The following is a 26387-nucleotide window of genomic DNA, read 5'->3' as shown; positions in this document are numbered from 1 at the left end:
CGACTGTGGAAAAACTATTTTCATCAACAGGCCTGTGAAATTAGGGATAGCCATCTACCTGGTCTTTTGTAGCTACTAGGCAAAGTAGTCCCCAAATGCTCCACAGGCGGTGCACACCGTGGGGCGGGAGTTTCCACAAAGCATCCACAGGTTTATCCACAGTCCGGTTTGTATGCGGACCTACTAGTCCCTAACGTCATCTCGGCGTCTATCTACAGCCCGGCCGAATGCGGCTAGGGGATGTCGGTGGGGGCAGGTACAAATGATGAGGGCGCTGCGGTTTCTGGCAGTGTCGTCGAGTGTTTTACGGGAAGGTCTCGCTTGTGGCTGTTGTAGATGATCGAGGACCTTCCGACTTCTCGGGGCCGGACTACCCGGGCCCTCCCGAGGCCGAGCCCGACCAGGAGTTCGGACGCCAGCCACCTCAGGACATGACTGCCGAGCAGTCGGTGCTCGGCGGCATGCTGCTGAGCAAGGACGCCATCGCTGACGTCCTCGAGGTACTGCGTCCGGGTGACTTCTACCGGCCCGCTCACCAGTCCGTCTACGACGTGATCCTGGACCTCTACAGCCGTGGCGAGCCCGCCGACCCGGTGACGGTCTCCGCCGAGCTCGACCGTCGAGGTGAGCTCCGCCGTATCGGTGGTGCTGCCTACCTGGTGACGCTGACCCAGACAGTGCCCACAGCCGCCAACGCCGCCTTCTATGCCGAGATCGTGGCCGAGAAGTCCGTGCTGCGTCGTCTGGTCGACGCCGGTACGCGCATCGTCCAGTACGGCTACGCCGGCACCGAGGGCCAGGACGTGGCCGAGGTTGTCGACCGCGCGCAGGCCGAGATCTTCGAGGTCACCGAGCGTCGAACCACCGAGGACTTCGTACCCCTCACCGAGCTCCTCCAGCCCACGATGGACGAGATCGACTCCATCGCCAGCCGCGGCGGAATTTCCCTCGGTGTGCCCACCGGATTCAAGGATCTCGACGAGATCACCAACGGCCTTCACGCTGGTCAGATGATTATCGTCGCGGCCCGTCCTGGTGTGGGCAAGGCGCTTGCCCTCGATACTCCCCTCGCGACGCCCAGTGGCTGGACCACGATGGGTGACGTTGCTGTCGGCGATCTGTTGATCGACAACCACGGCAAGCCGACGCGGGTTGTTGCCGCTACCGACGTGATGGTTGACCGTCCTTGCTACGAGGTCGAGTTCTCCGACGGAACTGTGTTGGTGGCCGACGAGCAGCATCAGTGGTTGACGGAGACCTCCAGTGTTTCGGTCCGCACTACCGCCGATATTTACGCCCATCTGGATTCCGGGCATCGAGTTGCCAACACTGCTGCCTTGGATTTTGCGGCCCAGGAACTCGTGACTCCCGCTTACACCTTCGGTGTGTGGTTGGGCACCGACGGTGCTCTCGATTCGGTTGACCCCGAGATTGCCATGTTCCTCGAGGGCGATGGTTGCGCCCAGGTGTCCTTGGAAGACAAGCGCATTCCGGCCGAGTACCTCCGTGGCCCCATCGGGCAGCGACGCGACCTGCTGGCAGGCATCCTCGATGTTGCGGGTGTTGTCGGCGACGACGGTTCGATTGCCTTGGCGATTGCACATCAAGGTCTGTCAGGCGATATCGCGGAGTTGGTTGTTGGCCTCGGTTTTGGAGTAACAGTTGCAGGCGAATCAGTTCTGTCGATTGTTGCAAACGCAGATGTGTTCCGCGTTTCTCGAAAGATGTTGTTCCACAAGGAACTGCGCGCCGAGGATCACGGATCGCGCTTCATTGTCGACGTTCGGCCAATTGCGAGTGTTCCGGTTCGCTGCGTCGAGGTCGACAACGCCGACCACATGTACCTGGCCGGTCATTCGATGGTCCCGACGCACAACTCCACGCTCGGAATGGATTTCCTGCGTTCCTGCTCCATCACACACGGCATGGCCAGCGTCATGTTCTCGTTGGAAATGAGTAAAACCGAGATCGTGATGCGTCTGCTGTCCGCAGAAGCGAAGATCAAGCTCGGTGACATGCGCTCCGGCAAGATGACCGACGACGACTGGACCAAGCTCGCACGTCGTATGAGTGAGATCAGTGAGGCGCCGCTCTTCATCGACGACTCCCCCAACCTCACGATGATGGAGATTCGCGCAAAAGCTCGACGGCTCAAGCAGAAACACGATATTCGCCTGATCGTCATCGACTACCTGCAGCTGATGAGCTCGGGTAAGAAGGTCGAGTCTCGTCAGCAGGAAGTTTCCGAATTCTCCCGTAGCCTAAAGCTTTTGGCGAAGGAGCTCGAAGTTCCTGTTGTCGCGATCTGTCAGCTCAACCGTGGTCCCGAGCAGCGAACCGACAAGCGCCCGCAGGTGGCCGACCTTCGCGAGTCTGGTTCACTCGAGCAGGACGCCGACATGGTGATCCTGTTGTATCGCCCTGACGCGACTGAGCGAGACGATCCCCGTGGCGGTGAAGCCGACTTGATTCTGGGTAAGCACCGTAACGGTCCGACCGCGACAATCACTGTGGCGCACCAACTTCACCTGTCCAAGTTCGTGGATATGGCGCGGGGATAGCTGCTGCCGTACGCGCCAAATGCTGAGACGAGGATCTCGATGACCGAGGAGCATGTCCCGGGTCTGGCTGTGAGCATCCTCGTTGGGTCCGGTTGACGATCGATGGTCCTGATTCGCGGAGCTCGCTCAGCTCGGCCGTAGTCTCTGGAAACGGCGGAAGGGGATTTTGGCGTACTTCGATACCGGTGCGTCGAACCGGTCGAAGCGATCAACGGTCGCCTCGAGTATTGACGGGGTATCACGTTGGGTTTCCGCATCTTGAGCACTACATCTTGCGGTCACTGATCCACTCCGACCAGCTCCGGGAATCCATCAACGCACTCTAGAAACGGAAGCGCCGGATAAAGTCGTCTAACCGGGGAAAGTCATTGTGGGCGCGTAGCCGCTTTCGCCCAGGTGGTCGTAGACGGTGGTGGTAGGCAGCATGTTCCAGTCATGTCCGAGGAAGAACGCAATGCCAGCGGGCGACGAGATGAACAGGTGCACCCGCACCGCTCGCATGTCCTTTGCAACGGCTCGGATGTGCTCACGGGCACTGCGGACCCAATCAGCAGCCCAGCCTGGCCCGGGCACTGATGTTCGGCTTGGTGCACCGGGCGTCGACAACGAGAGAATTCGTCCGACCGGGATACCCGAGGCGTCGATGTAACCACGTACATCGACAGTGGGGTCATATGTAAGGGCGATTGCAACAGCAAGATCGACTCCGTCACCCAAGCGTTCGTTGAGTCGGACGTCAACGACTGCGTCCTCTGGTTCGGTAGTCGTCGACCACGTGACGTTCCGTTGATCAGTCGACAGCACCCAGCCTCCGACGTCGGGGAATGTTCGACCCACAGCGAAGTACATCGGCAGTCGCATCTGTGCGGTGACATGAAGCTTGCGGCTGTTGAATCCCTGGAGATCGTTCTTTGCAGCCTTCAGCTTCGGTAGAACGATGTTCTCCCATGCAGCAGGGTCTGACAATTCCCGCCGCTCGAACGGGTCGACGTCTGGGTAGAGATCGACGATATCGACCTCAGCGTTAGGTCGATACGGCAATCGGGCGCGGTCAATGGCGTGGATGGCGAGCACGAGTTCACCATTGCGGGCAAGAAGGCCCTTGGTGGCGGTCTCCGCCCGGATGTCGTCAGTGGAGCGTGTACCGGCGCCCGAGGTAACCCAGCCGCGAACCATCTCGCGACCACGAGATACGGCATCGTCGTCATCGCGTAGGCCAGCGTTGCGCATGAGTGCCGCCGCTCGGCGTGCCCATGAGCTGTCTGCCTCTCCGTGCACGAATTCGATTGTGGTCAGGAAGCTCGTGAGCTCATTCGTCGTCACATTGAGATGATTCGCCCAGGATGAAAGCTGCTTGCCGCCATCGCTTCTCGATGTCAGTGAGTTGAGTTTCGTGCTCGCAATCTTCTCCGTGTGAAGGTCGATAAGCTTGAGAATGGCGTCATTGTGGTCGTAGTTCTTGTTCGAGATAAGCCGCAGCGTAAACGGCTCGCCCTTGGAGGTCACCTCAACCCAGGTGCGATAGAAATGCTGCAGGGGGCTCTTTCCCTTTTTCGTGCGCGTCTTCACTAACCAGTCGTGGTCGATGACGGTTTCGCGATAGACGCCGGACTTCACCTGGATGTACTCGTGCGGACGGTCGGAGGACTCGGTCGTTCGAATGACTATGTCGTCAAACGCACCGCCGTCAGCGTCCTCGATGCTGACAGACTCAAGTTCGGGGTCAGTCAGTACGCGGCTGGCGTGGAATAGACCGATGATGTGCTGATAGTCGTCACCGCGGAGGACCGCACCACGGGCTGGCATCGTCACGACGCGGCCTTGTCGTTGAATGGAGGTGTTGGCATGAGGTCTTCGGCCACTGCAAGGACTAGGTCCGCGGTAATGGCGTTGTCCGGATAAGCCATCAAAATGGCCGTCGGTACAAGGCGCTGGGTGAGGTCTGAGTAGGTGAACCCGTGCCGACCTTCACCTCGTTCACCCGTCGCGAGAACGAGCTTGTCGATGGTTTCGTCGTCTAAGTCGAATCCGGCGAACGCATTGATCAGTACCTGTCGGCGCTGGTCGTCGTTGGGGCGCCTGAACTCGAAGATCGCCGCGGCGCGTCGTTTGACAGCGGGGTCTAGGGCAGCGAGTCGGTTCGTACACATCACGACCAAGAGCGGGATGCCGGAGCCGGCGAAGTCGTCGATTCCAGCAAGAAACGCATCGACTCCGGCGCGATCCTCATGGTGCATCTGGGTTGCCTCCCGTGACTGCACGAGCGCGTCGGCTTCGTCGATGACCAGAATCGTGACGCTAAGCAGTTTCCCATCGGTTCCGCGGCCGAGTTTGGCTTCCTTGGTGACCTTTTCGAACGCCTCCCCGATAAGAGTCGTCATCTCGCCGACATGGCCTGTGCCGCGGGCGGTCAGCTTGAGCCGGAACAGTGTGACATCGACGTCGAGAACTTCGGCTAGGTCGCAACCGAAGCTCTCAGCCAGCGCTGATTTCCCGGATCCGACGTCGCCGGTGAACAGCAGTAATGGAGCCCGATCACGGAGAAGCGTGAATGCCTGGTTGTTAGCAGTGATCTCCGGGTGGTGTTTGGCGGCCCAACGGCTCAGAGCTGTGGGATCGGCGAGCACGGCCGCTTCTTTTCGAAGCTGCGCCTTCACATCGTCAAGACCCACGAGACGTGCGTAGCGATTTTTGCGGGTTTCGTCGGGGAGTGTGATGACAGGATGGAATAGCTCGTTGTTGCTTGTCATAGATCGTTCTCCAAGGTTGGGCCCCAGCGCCGCCCACAAGATGTGCCGACGCTGGAACCGAGGTGTGAGTTGCTCAGATTGCGCAGTAGACGTCGCGGCTTAGGCCGGCACCGTTGCGGGAGTACTCCGAGTTATTGCCGTGTGTGCCTACATTCGCCGATGGCTCTGGAGCCCCCGTGCGCTTGATCGGCAGGTTCTCCTTGAACGCAGTCTGCTCGGCAGGGGTAAGTGCTGAGAACGCATCATTGCGCTTCAGGTAGCTGTAGAACCCGTATGCGTCAACATTTACCGAGTTTGGAAGGCCGCCTGGGGTCTCGTCTCGAAGCTGGCCATCTGTGGCTGCGGCGTACCTCAGTCGAACGACCCATCGGTCGCCATCCTTGAAGCCAAAGTCAACTGTGTCGAGGTAGCCAGCCTTCAGATATTGAGCCGTCGCGAAGCTCAGATGACGACGTAGCCGTACATTCGTTCGCCCTGAGCCACAGCTCTGGTCGCTAGTTCGGCGAAGGCGGTCAGGAACGGCACTGAGTCCTCCGACGGTTCACTCGTCTCGTCGATTGCCCAGGCCGCCGCAGCGGCGGCGACACCGTCAGCGTTCAATTCCGCTAGTGCATCGCGTAATTCGTCGGTAACCGTGAGCACGAGGGTGTCGCCGTCGTCGCTCATTGCGACGAGTTTCCCGCAGCGTGGACCTTTTGCTACCTCGTCGTAGGGGCGAGCGGTGAGGGCTGCCTCCAGTCGGCCGAGCGCGACAACTGGATCGACGCCTTTCGCCTGCAGAACTGGAGTCCCACTCGCAGCCAACTGGATCCGCGGGCGAGAAGCTGCGTTCGCCTCCATCACCTCTGGTTCCAAGTCGACGAGTCCCGCGAGGGCAGAGGTGGCATGCTCATCCGTGCGCGCGGTGAAGTAGTCGGTGATCGCAGACATGGCGCGATCATCTCACACACGATGCATCTCAATGCCCCGGACTCCTTCCGCGACTTACTGATCGACGTCAGGAGGGACAGGTGTGCGCTTCCTCGATCGCTTTCGCGAAAGCGCGAAGTCGTGGGCTTTCGAGATCGGTACGCCACACGAGACCCAAAGCAGATTCGGGTAATCCGTTGATCGGTACGAATGTGATGTCCGAGCGCTGGCTGTATGCAGCGGTTGCAGCGCAGAGGATGAGGCCGACCTGACTGAATGCGACCTGCGACAGGCCTTCCTGAACGGTGCTCGCCCCACCCTGCGTGGGAATCGTGGCTCCGCCCGGCGTCGTGCTCGGGGAATTCACACGCTGCCAATAGTCGGGGGCGGGGCCGGTGATGGGTACGAGACAGATCTGCGCCAACTGCTCGGCGTCGATCACGCCCAGTTCGCTGAACGGGTGATGGACTGAGACGGCGAGGGTCTGGGGCTGTCGAGAAAAGACGAGCCCGGTTGTCAGTTCCGGCTCATCTACGGGGAGAAGGGCCACTGCCGCATCGATTCGCCCGGCGAGTACATCACTGAACGGATCACCCAGGGGTAATTCTTTGATGGTCACGCATGTTTGCGGATGTTGTATCTCGAAACGAGAGACAGCAGCCGCGATCGAATCGTAAATTGCTCCTTGGAAACCCACCCGAAACGGCGTCGGCGTGTTGCGTGCTCTTGACTGAGCGTCCTCGATTACTCCGACAAGCGCACGATGCGCGGGAGCCAACGACGCAAGAAAATCGGCACCGAATTCAGTCAGGTGCACGCGGCGACTGGTGCGCGCCACCAGGCTGGTGCCGATACGACGCTCCAACGCGCTGATCAGCTGACTCACTCGGCTCTGGGAGATGAACAGCCGCTCGCCGGTGCGACCGAAGTGCAGTTCTTCAGCGAGAACGAGGAAGCACTCGATCTCACGCATCGGGGGCTCCGACATTTTCACTCCGACCCTGGACTCATTCGACCACTCCATCATGGCTCATCGATGAATTGAGCTAATGGTTGGATGAGCGATTCGCCGTTGATCCATCGGCGTGCAGGAGCTTCTCTAGTTACATGCCCCACTCCGCATCTGCACAGAACAGCCCTGCGTCCACGTCCTCAACCCACGCACACACCATTGAGAACCACTGGGCTGCGGTCGCGCTGATCGCAGCGTCCACCTTCATCGTTGTCGCGGCAGAGATGATGCCGGTCGGGCTACTCACCCCGATCGGTGCTGCTCTGGTGGAAAGTGAAGGGACCATCGGGCTCTCACTGGCCATTACCGGATTGGTGGCAGCGGCCACTGCCCCGTTTGTGCCCATCGTGACCCGGCGCTTCGATCGTCGGTCGACGCTTATCGTTCTGATGCTGGTAGTCGCCGCGGCGAACGCCCTCACGGCCCTTGCTCCGAGCTTCGTTGTCCTCGCTGTGGCTCGCGTCCTTCTAGGCGTGAGCATGGGTGGAGTCTGGGCACTCGCCGCTAGTCTGGCACCCAAATTGGTGGGTTCCAGATCCGTCGGGTTGGCGACCACGATCATCTTCAGCGGAATCGCTGTTGCCTCAGTTCTTGGTGTCCCTGCTGGGACGTATATCGGGGCAGTCGCCGGATGGAGCGTGGCGTTCTGGACTCTCAGCTGCGCGGCGACGCTGATCGCGCTCGCCATGTTCGCTGTCCTACCCGTGATGCCAGCTGATCAAGCTTTGTCGCTCGGCAGTCTCGTGGTGGCTTTTCGGAACCCGGGAGTCCGGGTCGGAATCGCGATTTCCGCGCTCATCGTCACCGCTCATTTCGCGGCGTACACCTATGTGCGTCCGGGGCTGGAGTTCTTCGCAGGATTGCACCCTGCACAGATCGGCACGATGCTCTTGATTTACGGGGTTCTGGGCGTCGTCGGCAACTTCATCGCCGGGCCATCTGCAGCCAAGTCTCCGAAGACTGTGGTCGTCATCCTCAGCGCGGGAGTAGCGGTCACACTCGCCCTGTTTCCGATCTCGGCTACCACCTTGATCGCAGCTGCTCTGCTCATGGCGGCTTGGGGCCTCTTCTACGGTGGTGTATCGGTGAGTACTCAAACATGGATCGCACAAGCAGCTCCCGTTCACCGCGAGGCCGCTTCTGCTCTGTGGGTTGCAGTCTTCAATGCAAGCATCGCCCTCGGCGCGTTCGCGGGTGGACGCATTTATGACCACTCCGGTTCCGAAACGGTCTTCTGGATAGCCGCGGGAATCGCCACTCTCGCAATGCTGCTCGCCACATTCCGCAATCCCGTCGTGGCAAAGCATGAACTGACAACCTAGCCGCCTACACAAAACCTTCATAGAGGCAGGACAACAGATATGCGCCAGACACCCGTTTCAACCTTCATGGATGTGACCGAGATGCTCGAACGCTACCGGGACAAATCGCTGTCTCCGGTGGAGGTACTCGAGTCCACCATCGAACGTATCGAGGCGCTCAACCCGACCTTGAATGCAGTGGGACACACTTTCTTCGATGCGGCACGGGCGCAAGCGAAGTCAGTGGAACGCCACTACGCCCGCGGTTCGGATGTCAGCCTTCCGCTCGCCGGTGTTCCCGTTGTGGTGAAAGAGGATGAACCGGTACAAGGCCAACCGTGGACTCAAGGGTCCAAGGTCTATGAGGACTTGATCGCCACCCACACTTCGACTTTCGTGCAGCGGATCGTCGACGCCGGTGCCATCGTCCACGCGCGATCGACGGCACCCGAATTCTCCTCGGCCGCGTTCACACAGTCCGAGTTGTGGGGCGTCACTCGCAATCCGTGGAACACGAAATACTCCTCCGGCGGGTCTTCCGGTGGATCGGCAGTCGCACTTGCCACCGGTATGACGCACTTGGCTACCGGTTCCGATGTTGCAGGTTCGATCCGAACTCCGTCGTCACTCAACGGAATTGTCGGGTTCAAGCCACCGCACGGCCGTGTCCCCGTTGATCCGCCCTTCAATCTCGATCGCTACTGCCACTGCGGTCCGATGGCTCGCACCGTAAGTGATTGCCTCACACTGCAGTCGGTCATCGCGGGACCGAGCTCCACTGACATTGCCTCGCATGTGCCGGCATCGCCGCTGCCCGGCCTCGCAACGCATTCGTTGACAGGAATGCGTATTGCCGTGATTCCCGCGTTGGGTGACTGGCCGGTTGATCCGGACGTTGCCGCCAACACCGCCAAGTTGGTGGACACCCTCACTGCGCTGGGCGCACGCGCGGAGATCATCGAAGTCGACCTGTCACGCGCTGCAATCATGCGTGCGGCCGCCATTCACTACGATCACGTGTTCGGTGCATCGATCTCCGCCGAAGCGTCCGCGCACCCCTGACAAAGTCACGGAGTACGCGAAGGAATTCGCGCGATGGGCACGCCGCACCCGTGGTGACGCGACTTTCCACGACGGACTCGCGATCGAAGCCGAACTGTATTCGTCGATCGGATCCCTGTTCGACACCTATGACGCGTTGATCACTCCGGCAGTGGCGACGGAGGGCTTTCTTGCCGGCGACGACTACGTGGGGCACGGAATCAATGTGGCTGGAACAGAATTGGAGTTCTACCTCGAGGCTGTGCCGGCCATCACCTTCAACATCCTGAGTAGCTGCCCGGTGCTGACAATCCCCACCGGTTTCGCTCGGAACGGAATCCCCACGGGCACAGAGATAGTTACGCGACCGTACGACGACCAGACGGCCTTTGCGATTGGGATCGCCCTCGAGAAGGTCCTGCCGTATCCCGGCAATCACCCGGACTGCCATGCGGCCCCGCAGGTATTGTTCGGCGTTTGAAGCTAGCTCTGGTGGAGGGTTGACCAGAATGTAGTTAGGTGCCATATTAGTTGCATGGCAGTGGACGGAACCGATCACGACTCACCCACTTTGGATCAGGCGCGGCGGCAGTTGGAGCATTACGGCCTCGGGTCCGATCCGCAGGCGGTGCTGGTTGCGGTGCGGTTGATCTCGGCGGGCGCGCGGCTCGGTCGAGCGACTGAGGTTCACTTCGCGAGGTATGGGCTGTCGACCGGCCGTTACCGACTGCTTGCGGATCTGGAAGACCACGACGGGGAGAAATCTCCCTCACGTCTGGCGGCTGATCTCGGCGTCTCGCGGGCCACGGTCACCGGCTTGGTCGATGGGCTCGAGCAGGAGGGTTTGGTCGCTCGACGTCCGTCCGCGGAGGACGGGCGTGGTGCGGTGGTCGTCCTGACTGCTCGCGGCGCTCAGCGTTTACGTGACATGGCGCCCGAACACTTTGCTCGTCTCGAGGAAATGGTCGACGAGCTCACTGTCGACGAGCGAGCGGTCTTTCTGGATCTGCTCTCGCGGGTCGTTCGCGGTATCGGTGCGCTGACTGCGGAGTAGTCGGCTGGGATTCCAAGTATTCGCGTAGCGATTCGAATCGTCGTCAATTCTCGACAGAGACTTCTCTTTTCATACCCAAATAGTTAGTCACCTAATTATAATCGGAAAGTTGGTCTCCTTCATGTCCGGACTCACCCCACCGATCCGTCGCGAAAACGAAAGGGAGATAACCGATTCCAATCGACTCGACCCGGTTGCCGATCGTCGCGGCGCACGAACTTTCATCCTGTGGAGAGAGGTGCTGGTCGCCTACCTTGCCCCTGCGCTGATGGCGGGTGCGGGCGGAGTCGCATCCGGCCAAGCGAGCCTGACGACGGCGGCATTTACGTCCATCGCGGGCACGTCGGCGGTGGTGGCGTTGCTGATCGGCTCCTGGTTGCAGCGTCGCGGGAGGTCACGGCCGTGGACCACGGCCCTGCCTCGCATCATGGTGGCGGCAACTCTTGCCGTCGGAGCCGCTGTGATTGCTGGTCTCGTCGGATGGTTCGCCTCCCGTTGGCTACCAGCTCACACGAGCGTAGTCGACACTGCTTGGCTTGCTCGCCTGCAACTCGATCTACCGATATCTGCCGCTGTCGCTGCCGTCATCGTCAGCTGGCGATGGCGCCGTCAGAATTCCTGACCGACAACATATGTCAACGATCCCCGGCTTCCCGGGGAAGACCGAAAGGAACACGATGATCGTCATCATGGGAGCGTCCGGAACCACAGGCGGCGCGTTGCTACGCAGTCTCGCATCCTCGGGTGTGCCGAGCCGAGCGTTGTCCCGCGACCCGGACAGGCTGCGCGCCCACCTCGGCGATTTGGCCGACGGTTTGGTCGAAGTAGTGCGGGCCGATGCCGCAGACTCAACTTCGCTACGCACGGCTTTCGAAGGGGCTGAACAACTTTTCCTCGCTATGGCCAACGGCCTCGAACAGGTCGAGCTCGAAACGCGTGTGATAGACATAGCCGCCGAGAGCGGCGTCGAACACATCGTCAAGATCTCCGACCCCGCCGCCGCGGCCGACTCCCCCATCGCTCTCTCCCGCGGCCACCACGCCGTCGGCGAACACCTGCGTGCATCCGGGATCCGCCACACTCTGCTCCGCCCTTATGCGTTCATGCAGAATCTGTTGCTCCTGGCTCCGGCGGTGGCTGCGCAAGGGGTGATTCTGGGCGCGATGCGGGACGCGCCGTGCAACTGGATCGACTGCCGAGACATCGGTGACGTCGCCGCGGCCGTGCTCACACGCGCCGACCTCGCCGGCGGTACCTACGTCCTGACGGGTAGCGAGGCAGTCGGCTACGGCGGCATCGCCGATTCTCTGACCCGCATGCTCGATCGCCCCGTCCAATATATCGACCTGCCACCGCACGAACTGCGGCAAAACCTCGTCGATCATGCCCACATGCCTCCGTGGCTGGCCGAGCACATTCTGGAGATCCAGCAACTTGCCGTCTCGCGCCCGGAGTCACCCACCGACACGGTGGCACGTGTCCTGGGGCGTGAGCCACGAAGCCTGGATGCGTTCCTGCGTGAGCATCTGGACCGTTTCCGCTGATTCACGCTGCGAGAGCAGCGCCGCCAGAAGTTACGCGGTTGATCAACGAGCCCACCGAATCCTGATCGGACCTCGTACGGATTCCGGGTCGACGACTTCGCCGCCCTGGGTGATCTGCACTTCGCCGTCGGCCACCATGTGGCGGGCAGCCTCTCGGACGGATTCCATCAGCGGACGCCAATTGTCGGGTGCCGCTGCGCGGGCCACGTCGGAGGGGCAGATGCTCGACTCGGCCGATCGGGCATTGAGTAGTTCGCGGATCTTCGCCGCCAGTTCTTTCTCTTCCACCATATGACCTCAGTTTCCGGACGTGACCGTAGGCCTTCAACAGAGTATGAACCTTCGGTTCGGCGAGTTGTGGCGAAGGAATGGTGCACATCGATAATCATTGACGGCGTGGAGAATTCGAGTGCAACGCGCCGCGACGTAGTCCGAGAGTCGTATTCGGCCAGATCCCAGGAGTACACGGACCTCTTCGGCTCGATGGATTCGACGCACGTATCTGATCGGGCCCTGGTGACCAGCTGGGCTGCCACTTTGACCGGCCCCGTGCTCGACGCCGGGTGCGGGCCGGGGCAGTGGACAGACTTCCTGGCCCAGAGCGGGCTGGCTGTGAGCGGGATCGATCTCGTGCCCGAGTTCGTCGAACGAGCACGCAACCAATACCCGGATCTTTCCTTCGAGGTCGGGGGCTTCGAGGCGTTGGACGCGAAAACGAATTCACTGGGCGGCGTGCTGTCCTGGTACTCGCTCATTCACCATCACCCGCTAGATATCGAGGCACCGCTCGCTGAATTCGCGCGCGTGATCCGCCCAGGTGGTGGGTTGCTGGTGGGCTTCTTCGAAGGCACAACGGTAGAGCCTTTTGATCATGCCGCGACGACTGGTTATCGATGGCCGGTGACCGAACTTGCCGAGGTGCTGGTCACAGCGGGTTTCGACGTGATCGAAACCCATACCCGGACGGGGAGCGGCTACAGGCCGCACGGCGCAATCACTGCCAGCCGGCGCGGCGTCGAATAGCGGATCGAGACAGCGGATCGAGACAGGGCGAGCAATTCTCTTTCATTCATTTCGTGTGAGTGGTGTGCTGGATGATTCACTCCCCGGCTTTTTCAGCACCGGATCATCCACAGTTGAAAGAAGGCGCCATGACCACGATCCATCTTCACAAGACGACCACTGCGACGCCCGAACAGGTCCTTGCCGGCCTGACCGACTTCGGCCCGGGCCGTGAGGAAATCTTCGGCCGCAGTGCGGACAGCTACCTGAAAGTGCACCAACAAGGACCCCACGATGCTGATGTCACCGAGGGCTCCAGTGGTATCTGGGAGCGTCTGCACTACGACTGGACCGACCCGCACCGCGTCGTGATGACAACCACCGACTCCAACCTGTGGGGCGGGGCGTCGAGCCATACCTACACGCTGACCCGGCAGCCGACGGGCCTGACCGATGTCGATGCCGTCGTGGTCCGGGACGGCAAGAACCTCAAGGGAAAGCTCCTGGCGTCGGTACTCGGACTCGTCGGCACTCAAGTGCTGGGAAAGTCGTTCACGAAGTCCATCGATGCCATCGAAGCTCGCAATGGCGGCGCGAGCGGCGGCAACCCACAGTGACAAGAACCTGACGGACTGTCAGAGCGCTTCGAGGGCTTCCGTCATCTTCTTCACCGTCTCCGGTGCCACTTTGGCTTCGAATCCCGCCTTCAGGAGAGGCGACGCAATCTTGGCGGCACCGTTGAACTCGACGTTCGCGTGATATTCGATCTCGGTCGAGTTCGGACCCACCGAAGTCAAGGTGATGTCGTCGGTACTGGTGGCAGTCTTGTTCTTTCCTTCGAGAACAACGTGATTCAGCTCGTCGGTCACCAGCGTGTACGTCAGTTCCGTGGTGACGCCGAACAGCTTGGACACGTTGTGCCACTGGGTTCCGACGCCGACAGGGCCGTCGGAGATCTGCGTGCAGCTCTCGGTGCCCGGATCCCACGTCGGCGCATTGGCGAAGTCGCGGAGAAACGCCGCAGCCTTTTCGATCGGTACCTCGGCGGTGAATTTGCGGGTGACGTCAACCATGCGGTGGGCCTTTCGGTTCATTTTTCGGCGGTAGTGCCGCGGTGAGAGTTCGTTCCGACGCCCGGGCTACCCAAACTCGACAAACGGTAACCACCTTCAGAAGACTGCGCGGTCCAGTGGACGCGGAAGCGGATCGAGTGCGCCGGTCTCGCGCAGGCGCTCGTACGCCCGAACGACCCCATCGACGGCCCCGATCTGTAGCAACACGCCGCCCGGTAACGCGGCAACGCCTGCTGCGAGGTTACCCGGGATCGCGTCAGCGCGAGCGGACGAGAGGTAGCCGACTCGTCCGATCACGGGATCACCGACGCGATAGTCGGACTCGTTTTCGAGAGCGTCGAGGATGTTGTCGTCGGTGACGTCTCCGAAGTCCGGTTCCCACTCCGCGGCGAGCATCCGAAGTAGTTCTGTCTCAGGAACTTCGGCGGTGTCCGGCGCGCTGACGGCAAGAATCATCGACTGAAGGACGATTTCAGGTTCGCCGCCCGCCAACCCGGAGAGTTCGAGCCCCCATTCGGGCCCTCCACTGGATGCGAGCCTCAATCCGATTCCCAGACGATCCGACCAGTCTTCGGCGGCCTGCGCGTTCTCGAGGACCTGCGCCAACTGGTCGACGGTCACGGCAGTAGCAGGTCCAGCGGAATGGATCTGTTGCCACGACCCGCCGACCACCTCGGGCAACAGGAATTCGACTTGCTCCAACGTCCGACGCCACCGGGAGGCCACGGCCTGCACCGATTCCGGCCGTCGTCCCCAGAAAACTCGAATAGCGCGTCGTGTCATCGAGTCCTCCGGTAAGGATCGTCCATGGGTAGCCATATCCCGTCTTCGTGGATTTCGAGATCAGTGACGCCGCGGGTGAGAGCGTCGACGGCCGCGAGAACTGCAGGGCGCGTTTCGTTCTCGCGGCACAGGAGAGACCACGTCCAGATTGCCGCGGGGTCGATCACCGCACGTGCAGTGAGATCGCTTGGCAGCGTGATGGTCTGCCCTTTGGGCGAGTTGACGACCGGACGGCCGACGGCACGGACGTGATCGAAGAATGCCGGACCGGTGATACCACCGTTGTTGATGCGCAGAATCTGTGCGCCGGTATCGCGAGCGAATTCTTCGGCGTAGACGTTCCACGAATACCAGGAGGTGGTGTCGTCGTCGACGAGTACGACGACGTCGCGTGCCCGCACCGGTGTGGTGTCCTCTCCGGTGGAGACCGCGTACAGCCGATCCGCACCGAGCAGTCTTGCGCTCAGAGCATGTTGGGCGACATCGGTTTTCCGCACCCAGGCGATCGCCAGGTCGAGGCTGCCGTCCGCTACCCGCGCGGCCTGCGCGTGCGAAGGCACCACCCAGGCGTCGACGTGCAGTTGCGCGACCCCTGAAGTGCGCGCGATCAGATCCGTGGGGAGCCAATTGACGTAGCCGATCCGGACGGGCTCCGCTCCGGACAGACGCTCCGCGCGGCGTCGCAGATTCTCGGCACTCTCGAGTAGCGCACGGACATCAGGGAGCAGGGCCGCGCCGGCTGGCGTCAGAGCGACGGAACGACGGTCGCGGACGAACAGCTTGACGCCGAGGTCGCGTTCGAGTGCCATGATCTGCTGCGACAATGACGGCCCGGCTATCAGTAGCCGCGCCGCGGCTCGGCCGAAGTGCAATTCCTCGGCGACGACCTCGAAATATCTCAGCTGACGCAGCTCCACGATCCTTCATGCTACGTGCGGTGGGAGGTTGTGCCTATCAGTCAGGAGCAAAGCGGTCGTGGCGGTCCGGCGCGGCCGGGGCACACGATAAGACCATGACCACAATCCACAACGGCGTCTCCCCGCGAGCGCACGCTGTCCAAGCTGCCGCTGCGCTGGCGGCGAGCATGGGAATCGGTCGATTCGTCTACACACCGATTCTGCCGTTGATGCACACGCAGGCCGGTCTGTCCGCCTCGCTCGGCGCAACCCTGGCGACGGCCAACTACGTCGGGTACCTGATCGGCGCGCTCGCGGGAATCCTCATTCCCGGCGCGGTGCGCTCGGCAGCGGTGATGCGTACGTCGTTGGTGGTCCTCATCGCGACTTTGGCGCTCATGCCCACTACCCACGACGGATCCATCTGGTTCGCCCTGCGGCTCGTCGCAGGCATTGCCAGTGCCCTCGTATTCATGATCGCCGTCAGCGCTTTGCACGCGCACCTTCGGGGGCAGTCCCGATTCTTGGCCGGATGGGGATTCGGTGGAGTTGGGCTGGGTATCGCCCTGTCCGGGGTCCTCGTGTTCGTCGTCCGCGTCATCGGTACCTGGAGTACAGCCTGGCTGGCATCTGCGGCCCTTGCAGTGGTGTGTGCGGTCGCAGCCTGGGGATTGACGCCGGAACCGCGTCCGACCATCACACCGGACGCGCCGGGAACTCCCAGTTCCCATCGCGGGTTCACTGCCTTGTTCATCAGTTACTTCCTGGAAGGCATCGGCTACATCATCGCGGGCACGTTCCTTGTTGCCGCAATCGATCTCGCCGCTCCAGAATGGGTCGGCAGCGGCGCTTGGATAGTGGTCGGTCTGGCCGCATTTCCCTCATGCGCCCTGTGGGCTTGGCTCAGCCTGCGTTGGTCGAGGCCGACTCTGCTTCTCGTTGCCCTGTTGATTCAGGCGGTGGGCATAGCGCTTCCTGCTGTGATCGGAGGCGTCGGCCCCGCACTGATTTCAGCTTTCCTGTTCGGTGTCACCTTCCTTGGTATCGGGTCAATTGTGTTGGCAATCGGCGCGCACCTGCAGTTCCCACGCGCCGTGGCGTTGCTAACCGCTGGATACAGCGTCGGTCAGATTCTCGGCCCACTCGTTGTCACTCCGTTGCTGCGAGACGGGTATCGCGACGCTCTGCTGTTGGGTGCGGCCGTCGTTCTGGGCGCGGCAGTGGCCGCCGCGGTTTTGCGGTTCCGATTCCCTTCCGATCTCGATGCGGACCCTCGGACAGCCACCTCGACTGAGGAGGTAGTTTTTGATGTCAGATGACGAAACCGCCGGAGCACTATCCGACGTAGGACTGGAGATGTTCGAATGAGCGCACTCACAACCGATCTCGACCTGAAGGTCCCTGTCATCGCAGCGCCCATGGCCGGCGGCGCTTCCACACCGGCACTTGTTGCTGCTGCCTCTCGCGCAGGCGGTCTCGGCTTCCTCGCCGCCGGGTACAAGACGCCTCAGGCTCTGTCCGAACAGATCGACGCCGTGCGCGCCGAGGGAGTGTCGTTCGGTGTCAACGTCTTTGCGCCCAACCCGGTGCCTGTCGATGTCGATGCCTACCGTGCCTATGCCAGGGCGATCCAGGTCGAGGCGGATCGCTACGGCATCACACTGGCTGACGGTGAGCCTGTCGAAGACGACGACTATTTCGCGGACAAGATCGATCTGCTCCTGGCCAGCCCGGTTCCGGTGGTCAGCTTCACCTTCGGCTTTCCCGCACCGGGCGTCATCAAGGCGCTGCGCGCTGCCGGTTCACTTGTCGTCCTCACAGTGACTTCGGAGGCAGAGGCGCTCCTTGCCGTCGACGCCGGTGCCGATCTGCTTGTCGTGCAATCGTCGGCTGCCGGCGGACACTCCGGAACGCTCACTCCCCTGCAGGTTCCGGCAGAAACACCGATCACCGAACTGATCGCACAAATCCGTCATCGCACCTCTGTTCCACTATTGGCGGCCGGTGGACTGGCGACCTCCGCCGACGTCGCTGCTGCCTTACGTGCCGGAGCGGACGCGGCAGTGGTCGGTACTGTGCTGCTGCGCACCGAGGAGAGTGGTGCCTCGGCTCCGCACAAGGCAGCTCTGGCCGACACGTCCCGCGGGAACACGGTCGTCACAAGAGCTTTCACGGGACGTCCTGCACGGGCGCTTCGGAACGAGTTCATCGATCGCTACGACGCACAAGCGCCCATCGGGTACCCGGCCATCCATCACCTGACCAACCCGATGCGCAAAGCCGCTGTTGCGCAGGCAGATCCCGAGCGAATGCACCTGTGGGCCGGTACTGGCTATCGCCACGCGACGGAGGAACCAGCCGGGGTAGTGCTTTCGCGATTGGCTAACCTGTGACGGCGCGGACACCGGACATCACATTGCCCGAGGTAGTGACATACGACGGGCTGCCCAGTGGTGCACACTCGCTTCGAGTCAAGCGCCCCGACGTGGCATTTCAACGCCTGCAGACATTTCTGGAAGCCTGCATCGAACCAGTGTCGTTGCCGTCGTGGACGTTCGAGATCTACCAGAGTGGGCCATCCGAGCCGACCGCGCAGTTGTCATCGTTCGCTACCGAGCTCTTCGGTGGGCCCAGCTACAAAGCGCAAACCCATACCGAATGGAACGTCCCACCGGGTTCTGTCAACGAAGCGCTCGATACCCTCGTTGGTTCCGATGCGGTCACAACCCACGGACGTTCTTTGGCGGCACTGACCTACAGTGCGCCCGTACGCCTGATCGACCCGGACACCCATGCGCCGTATCCCGACATCACGCCCGACGCGTTCGGCCGCTTTGCCGTCGACGGATACGGCCGGACTCTCGGCGAGTCAGGCATACGCGCAACCCTTGGGAACGCGGCATCCTCACTGTCCCTGTGGCTCAACCTGCCAGCAGACGAACGGTTGTCGTCCGGTGCTCGTCACCTACAAGACCATCTCCCGTTCCGGTTGTCCGCGAAACACTGGCGTCTCTGGCGGCCGAACCGGAGCGCAGACTCTTACCGTTCCAACAAGATTCCGTCGCCGGTTCACGACCACGTTTGAATCACGCAGCAAGCATTCCGAGTTGCGCACCACCCATACCGCGCGTGGCACGTTGTCAGAATGCGTCTTCCTCGAGTTCCATGATCTCGTTGTCGAGGGAACCCAGGATTTCTTTGGTCGACGCGAGGATAGGCAGGATGTTCTTGGCGAAGTACGACGCGATCACCACCTTGCCCCGATAGAACGACCGGTCCTTTGCCGACGCGTCACGGTCCAAGGCTGCCAACGCGACTTCCGCTTGCACCAACAGGCGCCATCCGATGAGCAGGTCGCCTACCGCGTACAGAAAGCGCACCGAGCCGAGGCCTATCTTGTACAACTCGGAGGGTTGGTCCTGGGAAGCCATCAGATACCCGGTGAGCGTCCCGGCCATCTCCTGCACGTCGGTCAAGGCGGTCTCGAGTAGGACTCGCTCGGCCTTGAGTCGACCGTTCCCGGCCTCACTGTCGATGAACTCTCGTATGCGACCGGCTACGTGAGCGAGTGCAACGCCGCGGTCGCGTGCGATCTTCCGAAAGAAGAAGTCCTGCGCCTGGATTGCCGTGGTGCCCTCGTACAGGGTGTCGATCTTGGCATCGCGGATGTACTGCTCGATGGGGTAGTCCTGAAGATAACCGGAGCCGCCCAGGGTCTGCAGGCTCTCGGTGAGCAGTTCGTAGGCCTTCTCGGAGCCGACGCCCTTGACGATCGGCAGCAGCAGATCGTTGACCCGCGCCGCCAGTTCGGCATCCGCCCCCGAAACCAACTCGGCGACATCGGCATTCTGGTGTGCAGCGGTATAGAGGTAGACCGCTCGGAGGCCTTCGGCGTAGGCCTTCTGCATCGCCAGGCTGCGTCGGACGTCGGGGTGGTGCGTAATGGCCACGCGGGGCGCGGTCTTGTTTGTCAGCTCGGTGAGGTCTGCGCCTTGAATTCGTTCTTTTGCGTACTCGAGGGCGTTGAGATAGCCGGTGGACAGTGTTCCGGTAGCCTTGGTGCCCACCATCATTCGAGCATTCTCGATGACCTGGAACATCTGGGCGATACCGTTGTGGACATCACCCACGAGCCAGCCGACGGCAGGAACGTCCGTCGCTCCGAAGGTGAGCTCGCAAGTTGGGGAAGACTTGAGGCCCATCTTGTGCTCGACGCCGGTGACGTACACACCGTTGCGCTCTCCCAGTTCAAGTGTGTCCGAGTTGAAATGGGACTTCGGAACGTAGAACAGGCTCAAACCTTTGGTTCCTGGACCGGCGCCCTCGGGCCGGGCAAGCACCAAGTGGAAGAGGTTCTCGGCCGTGTCTCCGACGTCGCCGCCGGAGATGAACCGCTTGACGCCCTCGATGTGCCACGTGCCGTCGTCCTGCGCGATTGCCTTTGTTCGGCCTGCGCCTACATCGGATCCCGCGTCTGGTTCGGTGAGCACCATCGTCCCGGCCCATCCGCGCTCGAATCCCTCTTTGGCCCAATGTTTTTGCTGTTCGTTCCCGATGGTGTAGAGCACGCTCGCCATCAGTGGACCCATGTTGAAAAAGCTTGCGGATCCGTTTGCCGCGACCAACATTTCGCCGATCGCCCAGACCAACGGTGCAGGAGCAGGAACACCACCCATGCCTTCTGGTAGGCCGAGTCGCGACCAACCGGCCTCGTTCACCGCCTCGACCGTCTTGCGTAGAGGTTCCGGGACCACAACTGCGTGATTGGGTGCGTCGAATTCGACAGGGTTCCGATCCGCGTCGGCGAAGGACGCGGCGACCGGGCCTTCTGCCAGTCTCGCTACTTCCGCAAGAATGTTGCGCACAGTGTCGGTGTCGAGGTCCCCGTAAGCGCCGGCATCCAACAGTTCGCCGATCCCGAGCACCTCGAACAGATTGAACTCGATATCACGCACGTTGCTTTTGTAGTGACCCATTGTTCTCCGACCTTGGTTCGTCAGCAATACGATTCGTCAGCAGATACGGCTCGTCAGCAGTACACAAGAAAGCCTGCCCCACAAGGAATTCAGTACGCAACCGTAGGTAGAGACGAGTGCCGTTGCTACAAAGTAGCGCCGAGTCGCTCTCAATGAAACATTCACTCGTACAATTGGTTTCCGCTGGTGGGGGCGCATATCAGTCGCGTAGCGTCCTCTACGATCAAAGCAGCTGCGCACCAATTGAAGTGCCCGTCCTCACCTTCGGCATCATACGCATTCGGTGTGATCAGTGAACATGCTGATCGGTCGACCAAGAGCGCCTCTCGTTGGTAGCCGAGACGTTCCTCGACCGGCGTGTAGAGCCCAGTTCTGTCTCGTGAGCCTTTGGTATCGGTCAGAGGGTGAGTAGCACTTTGGTGGCGCGCCGCTCGTCCATCGCCCGGTAGCCGGCGGCGGCGTCCTCCAACGGGAGAGTGAGGTCGAAGACGATGCCTGGGTCGATCTGGTCGGTCATGATGAGCTCGATCAGTTCGGGTAGGAATCGCCTGACCGGCGCGGGACCGCCGAGCAGGCTCACCGTCGCGAAGAACAGGTTCATGCCGTCGAGTTCGACGCCGTGGGATACCCCGACGTAGCCGACATGTCCGCCGGGGCGGGTAGCTCCGATAGCCTGCATCATCGATTCTTGGGTACCTACGGCTTCGACGGTCGAGTGGGCGCCGTAGCCGCCGGTGAGTTCCTTGATCTTCGCGATGCCCGCGTCGCCCCGCTCTTCGACGATGTCGGTGGCGCCGAATTGTGTGGCGAGTGCCTGCCGGTCGGCGTGACGTGACATGGCAATGATCCGCTCGGCGCCGAGTTGTCTGGCAGCGAGGATCGCCAAAAGCCCGACTGCGCCGTCGCCGACGACGGCGACCGTTTTGCCAGGTCCGGCTTCCGCAGCTACGGCGGCGAACCAACCGGTGCCGAGTACGTCGGAGGCTGCAAGGAGGCTGCGGGCCTGCCGCTCGGTCGGCTCTCCGTGGACAGGGACGAGGGTGCCGTCCGCGAGCGGGATGCGAGCGTATTCGGATTGGGTGCCGACCGAGCCCATCATGACCTGGTGGATACAGCGAGACTGAAAGCCGGCCTCGCAGATTTCGCAGGTGTTGTCCGACGCGACGAACGAGCCCACGACGAAGTCCCCAACTTCGATGTCGTTGACGTCGGGGCCGACCTGTTCGACGACGCCCACGTATTCGTGTCCCATCGGCGTCGGGCCATTCAGCTCTTCGATGCCGCGGTACGGCCAGAGGTCGGAACCGCAGACGCAGGTGGCTGTAACGCGAATGATCGCGTCGGTCGGTTCGACGATCACCGGCGCTTCGATCTCTTCGACCCGGACGTCGCCGGGGGCATGCATGACGACAGCGCGCATGACGTGACTCCTCACCATCGGTTTTCTCGTGTCACTTCAACCTGATCATGATTTGGCGGCGTGCGGGAGTCCCACGCGATAGTGGTACTGCGAGGGACTCCCTCGCTACCGGTCACTGACTTACGCTCGATGGCATGGACGATCGAGCGCAAGTACGCGAATTCCTGACCTCGCGGCGCGCCCGAGTCACGCCCGAACAAGTTGGACTTCCGGCCGGATCGAACCGCCGCGTGGACGGTCTACGTCGAAGTGAAGTGGCAACCCTCGCCGGCGTGAGCGTCGAGTACTACACGAGGCTCGAGCGCGGAGCGATCAGCGGCGCATCGCCGGGTGTACTCGACAGTATCGCGAAGGCCTTACGACTCGACGACGCCGAGCGCGCCCACCTTTTTGATCTCGCGCACGCGGCAAGCCCGGTAGCCAGACCCCCGCGTCGGCGAAATGCGAAGGGCTGGAAGCCCCATCAGAGCCTGCAGTGGGCGCTCGATGCAGTCACCGCGGGACCCGCTTTCGTGCGGAACGGTCGCATGGATCTTCTTGCTGTCAACCCACTCGCGCGTGCTTTCTACAAGGACCTGTACGACATGCCGGGGCAGCCCCCGAACATCGCGCGCTTCACGTTCCTCGACGATAGGGCTTTCGAGTTTTATCCGGACTGGAACGAGTTTGCCGAGGTGACCGTCTCGATTCTGCGAACCGAGGCTGGGCGAGATCCTCACAACAAGGAATTGCACGATCTGATCGGTGAACTCAGCACTCGGAGTGAGGAATTCCGGCGTCGGTGGGGCGCGCACGACGTCCGCCATCACGGCACCGGATTCAAGACTTTTCACCACTCCGCCGTGGGGGAGCTGACGCTTGCCTTCGAAGGTTTGGAGATGGCCGCCGAGCCGGGGTTGACGCTCACGATCTACACCGCAGAGCCGGGATCGCCGTCCGCGGAACGGATGCAGTTACTCGCCTCGTTGGCAGCCAGTGAGAATGCGGACTCTTCGCCTCACGTGTCGGAGCGGTCGCTGACGGACGGCTGACGAACTGCGCGACGGTTGATCGGGTCGTCAGTTGACGACTTCGACGGTGGTGCGCTTCGTGCGTTCCTTGCGCAACAGGATCATCAGCGGCAGAAAGTAGAGAGCGGCAACGCCGGTGCCTACCAACACCGGCCCAGTGGCACCGAGACTCGAGGCGAACGCAAACCCGGCGATCCAGGAGCCGACCGCGGTGCCCAGATTGAACGACGAGGTGCTGAGAGCAGAAGCCATCGTCGGCGCCTGATCGGCATAACGCACAGCCATCCCGATCAGGATGGGATTGGTCGACATGCCGAATAGTCCCAGCATGACTACGAGAAACACCGTCACGATCACGTTGTGCGAGAAGAGGCAGAGCGCCCCGAGCACGAGAAACGTCATCGCTGCCGAGACGAACAAGACCCCGTACTGATGCTTCGCACCGAGTCGACCGCCGAGATTGGAGCCGACGAACGCACCGAGTCCGTAGCCGACAAGCACTAGCGGCACTGCCGACGCAGCAAGTCCCGTGTTCTCGGTCAACAGCGGAGAGATGAAGCTGTACGCCGCCAGCGACGACCCGCACACGACGGCGCAACCGGACAGAACGAGCCAGATGCGTCCGTCCCGTAGGCTCGCGATCTCCGCTCGCCAGGACGGCACCGCACCGGAGTCGGTGTCGGCGGGTACCAATCGGTGGACGACGGCCGCGGCAACGAGTGCGAGGGCGGCGAGGGCCCAGAAAGGACCACGCCACCCGATGCTCTGACCGGCCAGAGCGCCGAGCGGAACACCGATGACGTTCGCGAGCATGCCTCCGCCCAAGACGATGCCGAGCGCGCGCGAGGAAGACGCCGGGCCGGCCGCTTTTGCTCCGACCACTGCGGCGACTGCCCAGAATGCGCCCGTCGCCACGGCTGTGAGGAAGCGGGCGCCGAGAATGAGTCCGAAGTTGGACGAGAGCGCGACGATGACGTGTCCGATCGCGAAAACAACCAGCGCCGAGCTCAAGGTCACGCGTCGAGGAAACCTGAGTGTCAAGATCGCCATCGCCGGCGTGCCGACGATCATTCCGATCGCGAAGACGGTGATCATCAGGCCGACGTTCGCGATCGACGTACCGAGGTCACCCGCGATCTCGGGAAGAATGCCGGCGACGACGAATTCGGTTGTACCCATCAAGAAAACTCCGACGGCCAGCACGTAGATCACGAGCGGCAGGCGGCCGGTTTCTTCGACGGTCGGGGCGGAAATCATGAGGTGGTCAGTTCTCTTTCTGTTGACGACGCGCATGTCGTGGCGCACCCGTCCAGGGCATCACGCCTGTCGCCTGCGAGGGAGTCCCGGTCGTTGGGGGTACTCGAAGGGACTCCCGGTGTGGCCGATTGCGCGCTACCGTCGGCGCAAAGACTGCCTGAACCCGGGAGGCGCGCCCATGACACGACGACAGATCCGAGGGCTTGGCGCCGCCGTGCTCCTTTCGGCCTTCCTGACGGCCTGCGGTAGCGAGGATCCTGAAGGGCCCGGTCCGCAGGCAAGCACGACAACACGATCGGCGCCCGCCGCGGCCTTCGGTGAACCCGAGACCGTCGCCGACGGCTTGGACGCGCCCTGGTCGATCGAATTCCACGGCGATACACCACTTGTCAGTGAGCGCGACAGCGCGCGAATCCTCGAACTCGACGCCGGCGGAAACAGCCGCGAGGTGGGTGTCGTCGCCGGCGTCAGCCCCAGGGGTGAGGGCGGTTTACTAGGGATCGCAGCACGTGAAAACCGCCTGTACGCGTACTTCACCGCGAACGGGGAGAACCGGATCGAACGCTTCGACATCATCGGTGCTCCGGGGGAATTCGCGCTCGGGCCGGCCGAGACGATTCTCGACGGGCTCGCTTCGGCCAACTACCACAACGGTGGTCGCATCGCGTTCGGCCCGGACGGGATGCTGTACGCCACTGTCGGTGATGCCGGTAGTCGAGACAGAGCTCAGGACCTCGACTCGATGTCCGGGAAAATCCTTCGAATGACTCCGGATGGCGATGTGCCGCTAGATAATCCATTTCCGAACTCGTTTGTCTACAGCTACGGCCACCGCAACTCCCAGGGCATTGCCTGGACCGAGGACGGCACGATGTACGCCAGCGAGTTCGGGCAGGACACCTGGGACGAGCTCAACAAGATCGAAGCAGGCGGAAACTACGGGTGGCCCGAGGTCGAAGGGATTGCGGGTGAAGACGGATTCATCGACCCGCTCCAACAATGGTCACCTGACGATGCCAGTCCCAGCGGAATCGCCATCCACGACGGCACGATCTACATCGCCAATCTTCGTGGTGAGCGACTCCGCACGGTGCCCTTGACCGATCCCGCGACCGCCGACGAGCAATTCGTCGACGAATACGGGCGCCTCCGTGATGTTGTAGTCGCACCGGACGGGTCGCTGTGGATACTGACGAACAACACCGACGGACGCGGCGACCCCAACCCCGGTGATGACCGCATCCTTCGCGTGCCGTTGCGCTGATGTCGATTTCCGGCGAACGCAGTACTTCCAGCCCGAGGGTCCTGGCCGAAGCCTGTGATTCACTAATATCTTTACGACAGGTGCGCCGGGTACGGATCGGAGAGACAGCATGGGGACTTGGGGTTCAGGACCTTTCGACAACGACGTAGCGGGCGACCTGCTCAGCGCAGTACAGGCGGGTGACTACGACATCGACGATTACGCTAGCCACCCCGATGGCGGTTATCTCGATGCCGATGATGCTCAAACAGCAATTGCCGTCGCCGAGATTCTTGCGGTTGCGCACGGCGTTGCGCCGAAGCCTGTGCAGCTGGATGGAATTGACGCCGCCGGGTACGTCAGCACCTTGAGCCCGGAGCAGAAGAGTTGGGTCCTCGCCGCACTCGAGCGTGCAGTTTCCGACAGTGACACTTCGGAGTTGTACGAGTTGTGGGAAGAGAACGGTCCGGAAGACCTCGCAGCTTGGCGGGCACCGATCCTGAGCAGATTGGCCAGCCTCAAAACGGTGGGGTAAGCGTCACTAGTCTGCAGTCC

The 26387-nt window shown here is 61.8% G+C and carries 27 protein-coding genes and 1 pseudogene; 16 read left to right on the top strand and 12 right to left on the bottom strand.

The features are described from left to right. The first annotated feature begins 323 nt into the window (after window positions 1-323). Both dnaB and ACVZUB_RS28975 read left to right on the top strand, forming a co-directional pair. Entirely contained in the window at window positions 324-2561 is a 2238-nt protein-coding gene (gene dnaB / locus ACVZUB_RS28980; RefSeq protein ID WP_003941250.1) for a replicative DNA helicase, read from the top strand. A gap of 118 nt (window positions 2562-2679) precedes the next feature. Next, window positions 2680-2887 (top strand): annotated as a pseudogene (locus tag ACVZUB_RS28975) (transposase); the annotation flags it as partial. A gap of 25 nt (window positions 2888-2912) precedes the next feature. On the opposite strand, the gene ACVZUB_RS28970 reads toward ACVZUB_RS28975, so the two are convergent. The 5 genes from ACVZUB_RS28970 to ACVZUB_RS28950 all read right to left on the bottom strand — a co-directional run bounded on the left by ACVZUB_RS28970 (window position 2913) and on the right by ACVZUB_RS28950 (window position 7208). Continuing rightward, window positions 2913-4367, bottom strand: a complete 1455-nt coding sequence (locus tag ACVZUB_RS28970; RefSeq protein WP_037129449.1) for an SAVED domain-containing protein — start codon at window positions 4365-4367, stop codon at window positions 2913-2915. 2 nt (window positions 4368-4369) lie between these two features. Then, the gene (locus ACVZUB_RS28965) at window positions 4370-5311 is read right to left on the bottom strand and encodes an AAA family ATPase (protein WP_003941252.1); all 942 of its coding nucleotides are present in this window, start codon (window positions 5309-5311) and stop codon (window positions 4370-4372) included. A 73-nt stretch (window positions 5312-5384) separates the two neighbouring features. Beyond that, entirely contained in the window at window positions 5385-5732 is a 348-nt protein-coding gene (locus ACVZUB_RS28960; RefSeq protein ID WP_482628555.1) for an HORMA-1 domain-containing protein, read from the bottom strand. Between the two features lie 20 nt (window positions 5733-5752). Further along, window positions 5753-6241: a hypothetical protein gene (locus ACVZUB_RS28955; RefSeq protein ID WP_209448111.1), complete on the bottom strand. Its 489-nt coding sequence runs from the start codon at window positions 6239-6241 to the stop codon at window positions 5753-5755. A gap of 67 nt (window positions 6242-6308) precedes the next feature. Next, window positions 6309-7208, bottom strand: coding sequence for a LysR family transcriptional regulator (locus tag ACVZUB_RS28950; RefSeq protein ID WP_042448101.1), 900 nt, complete (start codon window positions 7206-7208; stop codon window positions 6309-6311). 119 nt (window positions 7209-7327) lie between these two features. Between ACVZUB_RS28950 and ACVZUB_RS28945 the strand changes: the two genes are divergently transcribed. The 6 genes from ACVZUB_RS28945 to ACVZUB_RS28920 all read left to right on the top strand — a co-directional run bounded on the left by ACVZUB_RS28945 (window position 7328) and on the right by ACVZUB_RS28920 (window position 12172). Further along, window positions 7328-8554 (top strand): MFS transporter, encoded by a 1227-nt coding sequence (locus ACVZUB_RS28945; protein WP_482628011.1) that lies wholly within the window; start codon window positions 7328-7330, stop codon window positions 8552-8554. 39 nt (window positions 8555-8593) lie between these two features. Beyond that, the gene (locus ACVZUB_RS28940) at window positions 8594-9595 is read left to right on the top strand and encodes an amidase (protein ID WP_482628010.1); all 1002 of its coding nucleotides are present in this window, start codon (window positions 8594-8596) and stop codon (window positions 9593-9595) included. Then, on the top strand, window positions 9558-10055 hold the full coding sequence (locus ACVZUB_RS28935; RefSeq protein ID WP_482628009.1) for an amidase family protein: 498 nt from the start codon (window positions 9558-9560) through the stop codon (window positions 10053-10055). Before ACVZUB_RS28940 ends, ACVZUB_RS28935 begins: the two co-directional genes overlap by 38 nt. Before the next feature lie 54 nt (window positions 10056-10109). Next, complete coding sequence (locus ACVZUB_RS28930) at window positions 10110-10628, top strand: MarR family winged helix-turn-helix transcriptional regulator (RefSeq protein ID WP_003943230.1); 519 nt, start codon at window positions 10110-10112, stop codon at window positions 10626-10628. A gap of 121 nt (window positions 10629-10749) precedes the next feature. Next, window positions 10750-11250, top strand: a complete 501-nt coding sequence (locus ACVZUB_RS28925; RefSeq protein WP_234552229.1) for a hypothetical protein — start codon at window positions 10750-10752, stop codon at window positions 11248-11250. Window positions 11251-11305: 55 nt separating this feature from the next. After that, a complete protein-coding gene (locus ACVZUB_RS28920) occupies window positions 11306-12172 on the top strand; it encodes an NmrA family NAD(P)-binding protein (RefSeq protein WP_060939825.1) in 867 nt (288 codons plus the stop codon). A 42-nt stretch (window positions 12173-12214) separates the two neighbouring features. Here the strand turns inward: ACVZUB_RS28920 and ACVZUB_RS28915 are convergent, their stop codons facing one another. After that, window positions 12215-12463 carry a DUF3253 domain-containing protein gene (locus tag ACVZUB_RS28915; protein WP_058227800.1) on the bottom strand — a complete coding sequence of 83 codons (249 nt, stop codon included), beginning with the start codon at window positions 12461-12463 and terminating at the stop codon, window positions 12215-12217. Between the two features lie 105 nt (window positions 12464-12568). Between ACVZUB_RS28915 and ACVZUB_RS28910 the strand changes: the two genes are divergently transcribed. Together ACVZUB_RS28910 and ACVZUB_RS28905 are read left to right on the top strand one after the other, a co-directional pair. After that, the gene (locus ACVZUB_RS28910) at window positions 12569-13195 is read left to right on the top strand and encodes a class I SAM-dependent methyltransferase (protein WP_482628008.1); all 627 of its coding nucleotides are present in this window, start codon (window positions 12569-12571) and stop codon (window positions 13193-13195) included. 128 nt (window positions 13196-13323) lie between these two features. Beyond that, window positions 13324-13791: a hypothetical protein gene (locus ACVZUB_RS28905; RefSeq protein ID WP_031331426.1), complete on the top strand. Its 468-nt coding sequence runs from the start codon at window positions 13324-13326 to the stop codon at window positions 13789-13791. A gap of 18 nt (window positions 13792-13809) precedes the next feature. On the opposite strand, the gene ACVZUB_RS28900 is transcribed toward ACVZUB_RS28905, so the two are convergent. The 3 genes from ACVZUB_RS28900 to ACVZUB_RS28890 all read right to left on the bottom strand — a co-directional run bounded on the left by ACVZUB_RS28900 (window position 13810) and on the right by ACVZUB_RS28890 (window position 15947). Then, window positions 13810-14247, bottom strand: coding sequence for an SRPBCC family protein (locus ACVZUB_RS28900; protein WP_007735601.1), 438 nt, complete (start codon window positions 14245-14247; stop codon window positions 13810-13812). 96 nt (window positions 14248-14343) lie between these two features. Beyond that, window positions 14344-15030: a hypothetical protein gene (locus ACVZUB_RS28895; protein WP_482628007.1), complete on the bottom strand. Its 687-nt coding sequence runs from the start codon at window positions 15028-15030 to the stop codon at window positions 14344-14346. Continuing rightward, on the bottom strand, window positions 15027-15947 hold the full coding sequence (locus ACVZUB_RS28890) for a LysR family transcriptional regulator (protein WP_482628006.1): 921 nt from the start codon (window positions 15945-15947) through the stop codon (window positions 15027-15029). Before ACVZUB_RS28890 ends, ACVZUB_RS28895 begins: the two co-directional genes overlap by 4 nt. A gap of 95 nt (window positions 15948-16042) precedes the next feature. Here ACVZUB_RS28890 and ACVZUB_RS28885 point away from each other — a divergent pair, with 95 nt between their 5' ends. The 3 genes from ACVZUB_RS28885 to ACVZUB_RS28875 are packed head-to-tail and all read left to right on the top strand — an operon-like array spanning window position 16043 to window position 19011. Beyond that, the gene (locus ACVZUB_RS28885) at window positions 16043-17245 is read left to right on the top strand and encodes a YbfB/YjiJ family MFS transporter (protein WP_391590504.1); all 1203 of its coding nucleotides are present in this window, start codon (window positions 16043-16045) and stop codon (window positions 17243-17245) included. Between the two features lie 45 nt (window positions 17246-17290). Further along, the gene (locus ACVZUB_RS28880) at window positions 17291-18319 is read left to right on the top strand and encodes a nitronate monooxygenase (protein WP_162114449.1); all 1029 of its coding nucleotides are present in this window, start codon (window positions 17291-17293) and stop codon (window positions 18317-18319) included. Beyond that, window positions 18316-19011, top strand: a complete 696-nt coding sequence (locus ACVZUB_RS28875; RefSeq protein ID WP_075834858.1) for a hypothetical protein — start codon at window positions 18316-18318, stop codon at window positions 19009-19011. The genes ACVZUB_RS28880 and ACVZUB_RS28875 overlap by 4 nt, the downstream gene beginning before the upstream one ends. Before the next feature lie 55 nt (window positions 19012-19066). Here ACVZUB_RS28875 and ACVZUB_RS28870 read toward each other — a convergent pair whose 3' ends face one another. Together ACVZUB_RS28870 and ACVZUB_RS28865 are read right to left on the bottom strand one after the other, a co-directional pair. Continuing rightward, entirely contained in the window at window positions 19067-20902 is a 1836-nt protein-coding gene (locus tag ACVZUB_RS28870; protein WP_021333262.1) for an acyl-CoA dehydrogenase, read from the bottom strand. A gap of 397 nt (window positions 20903-21299) precedes the next feature. Then, window positions 21300-22322 (bottom strand): zinc-dependent alcohol dehydrogenase family protein, encoded by a 1023-nt coding sequence (locus tag ACVZUB_RS28865; RefSeq protein ID WP_030537173.1) that lies wholly within the window; start codon window positions 22320-22322, stop codon window positions 21300-21302. Window positions 22323-22456: 134 nt separating this feature from the next. Between ACVZUB_RS28865 and ACVZUB_RS28860 the strand changes: the two genes are divergently transcribed. Then, window positions 22457-23353, top strand: a complete 897-nt coding sequence (locus tag ACVZUB_RS28860; RefSeq protein WP_064689072.1) for a helix-turn-helix transcriptional regulator — start codon at window positions 22457-22459, stop codon at window positions 23351-23353. Window positions 23354-23380: 27 nt separating this feature from the next. Here the strand turns inward: ACVZUB_RS28860 and ACVZUB_RS28855 are convergent, their stop codons facing one another. Continuing rightward, the gene (locus ACVZUB_RS28855; RefSeq protein ID WP_064689126.1) at window positions 23381-24589 is read right to left on the bottom strand and encodes an MFS transporter; all 1209 of its coding nucleotides are present in this window, start codon (window positions 24587-24589) and stop codon (window positions 23381-23383) included. Window positions 24590-24767: 178 nt separating this feature from the next. Between ACVZUB_RS28855 and ACVZUB_RS28850 the strand changes: the two genes are divergently transcribed. Together ACVZUB_RS28850 and ACVZUB_RS28845 are read left to right on the top strand one after the other, a co-directional pair. Then, on the top strand, window positions 24768-25853 hold the full coding sequence (locus tag ACVZUB_RS28850; protein ID WP_058038456.1) for a PQQ-dependent sugar dehydrogenase: 1086 nt from the start codon (window positions 24768-24770) through the stop codon (window positions 25851-25853). Window positions 25854-25962: 109 nt separating this feature from the next. Next, window positions 25963-26367, top strand: a complete 405-nt coding sequence (locus ACVZUB_RS28845) for a DUF4259 domain-containing protein (protein WP_042448139.1) — start codon at window positions 25963-25965, stop codon at window positions 26365-26367. The last annotated feature ends 20 nt before the right edge of the window (window positions 26368-26387 follow it).

The organism is Rhodococcus sp. OS5, assembly GCF_056837585.1.
The sequence above is the reverse complement of the archived record's forward strand: the minus strand, read 5'-3'. Positions and strand labels throughout refer to the sequence as shown.

Coding starts and splice junctions, on each gene's coding strand:
- ACVZUB_RS28950 (WP_042448101.1), bottom strand. CDS start 7,208: ATGTCGGAGCCCCCGATGCGTGAGATCGAGTGCTTCCTCGTTCTCGCT.
- ACVZUB_RS28930 (WP_003943230.1), top strand. CDS start 10,110: ATGGCAGTGGACGGAACCGATCACGACTCACCCACTTTGGATCAGGCG.
- ACVZUB_RS28945 (WP_482628011.1), top strand. CDS start 7,328: ATGCCCCACTCCGCATCTGCACAGAACAGCCCTGCGTCCACGTCCTCA.
- ACVZUB_RS28915 (WP_058227800.1), bottom strand. CDS start 12,463: ATGGTGGAAGAGAAAGAACTGGCGGCGAAGATCCGCGAACTACTCAAT.
- ACVZUB_RS28865 (WP_030537173.1), bottom strand. CDS start 22,322: ATGCGCGCTGTCGTCATGCATGCCCCCGGCGACGTCCGGGTCGAAGAG.
- ACVZUB_RS28845 (WP_042448139.1), top strand. CDS start 25,963: ATGGGGACTTGGGGTTCAGGACCTTTCGACAACGACGTAGCGGGCGAC.
- ACVZUB_RS28920 (WP_060939825.1), top strand. CDS start 11,306: ATGATCGTCATCATGGGAGCGTCCGGAACCACAGGCGGCGCGTTGCTA.
- ACVZUB_RS28900 (WP_007735601.1), bottom strand. CDS start 14,247: ATGGTTGACGTCACCCGCAAATTCACCGCCGAGGTACCGATCGAAAAG.
- ACVZUB_RS28860 (WP_064689072.1), top strand. CDS start 22,457: ATGGACGATCGAGCGCAAGTACGCGAATTCCTGACCTCGCGGCGCGCC.
- ACVZUB_RS28940 (WP_482628010.1), top strand. CDS start 8,594: ATGCGCCAGACACCCGTTTCAACCTTCATGGATGTGACCGAGATGCTC.
- ACVZUB_RS28905 (WP_031331426.1), top strand. CDS start 13,324: ATGACCACGATCCATCTTCACAAGACGACCACTGCGACGCCCGAACAG.
- ACVZUB_RS28885 (WP_391590504.1), top strand. CDS start 16,043: ATGACCACAATCCACAACGGCGTCTCCCCGCGAGCGCACGCTGTCCAA.
- ACVZUB_RS28895 (WP_482628007.1), bottom strand. CDS start 15,030: ATGACACGACGCGCTATTCGAGTTTTCTGGGGACGACGGCCGGAATCG.
- ACVZUB_RS28955 (WP_209448111.1), bottom strand. CDS start 6,241: ATGTCTGCGATCACCGACTACTTCACCGCGCGCACGGATGAGCATGCC.
- ACVZUB_RS28925 (WP_234552229.1), top strand. CDS start 10,750: ATGTCCGGACTCACCCCACCGATCCGTCGCGAAAACGAAAGGGAGATA.
- ACVZUB_RS28850 (WP_058038456.1), top strand. CDS start 24,768: ATGACACGACGACAGATCCGAGGGCTTGGCGCCGCCGTGCTCCTTTCG.
- ACVZUB_RS28870 (WP_021333262.1), bottom strand. CDS start 20,902: ATGGGTCACTACAAAAGCAACGTGCGTGATATCGAGTTCAATCTGTTC.
- ACVZUB_RS28880 (WP_162114449.1), top strand. CDS start 17,291: ATGAGCGCACTCACAACCGATCTCGACCTGAAGGTCCCTGTCATCGCA.
- ACVZUB_RS28965 (WP_003941252.1), bottom strand. CDS start 5,311: ATGACAAGCAACAACGAGCTATTCCATCCTGTCATCACACTCCCCGAC.
- ACVZUB_RS28855 (WP_064689126.1), bottom strand. CDS start 24,589: ATGATTTCCGCCCCGACCGTCGAAGAAACCGGCCGCCTGCCGCTCGTG.
- ACVZUB_RS28970 (WP_037129449.1), bottom strand. CDS start 4,367: ATGCCAGCCCGTGGTGCGGTCCTCCGCGGTGACGACTATCAGCACATC.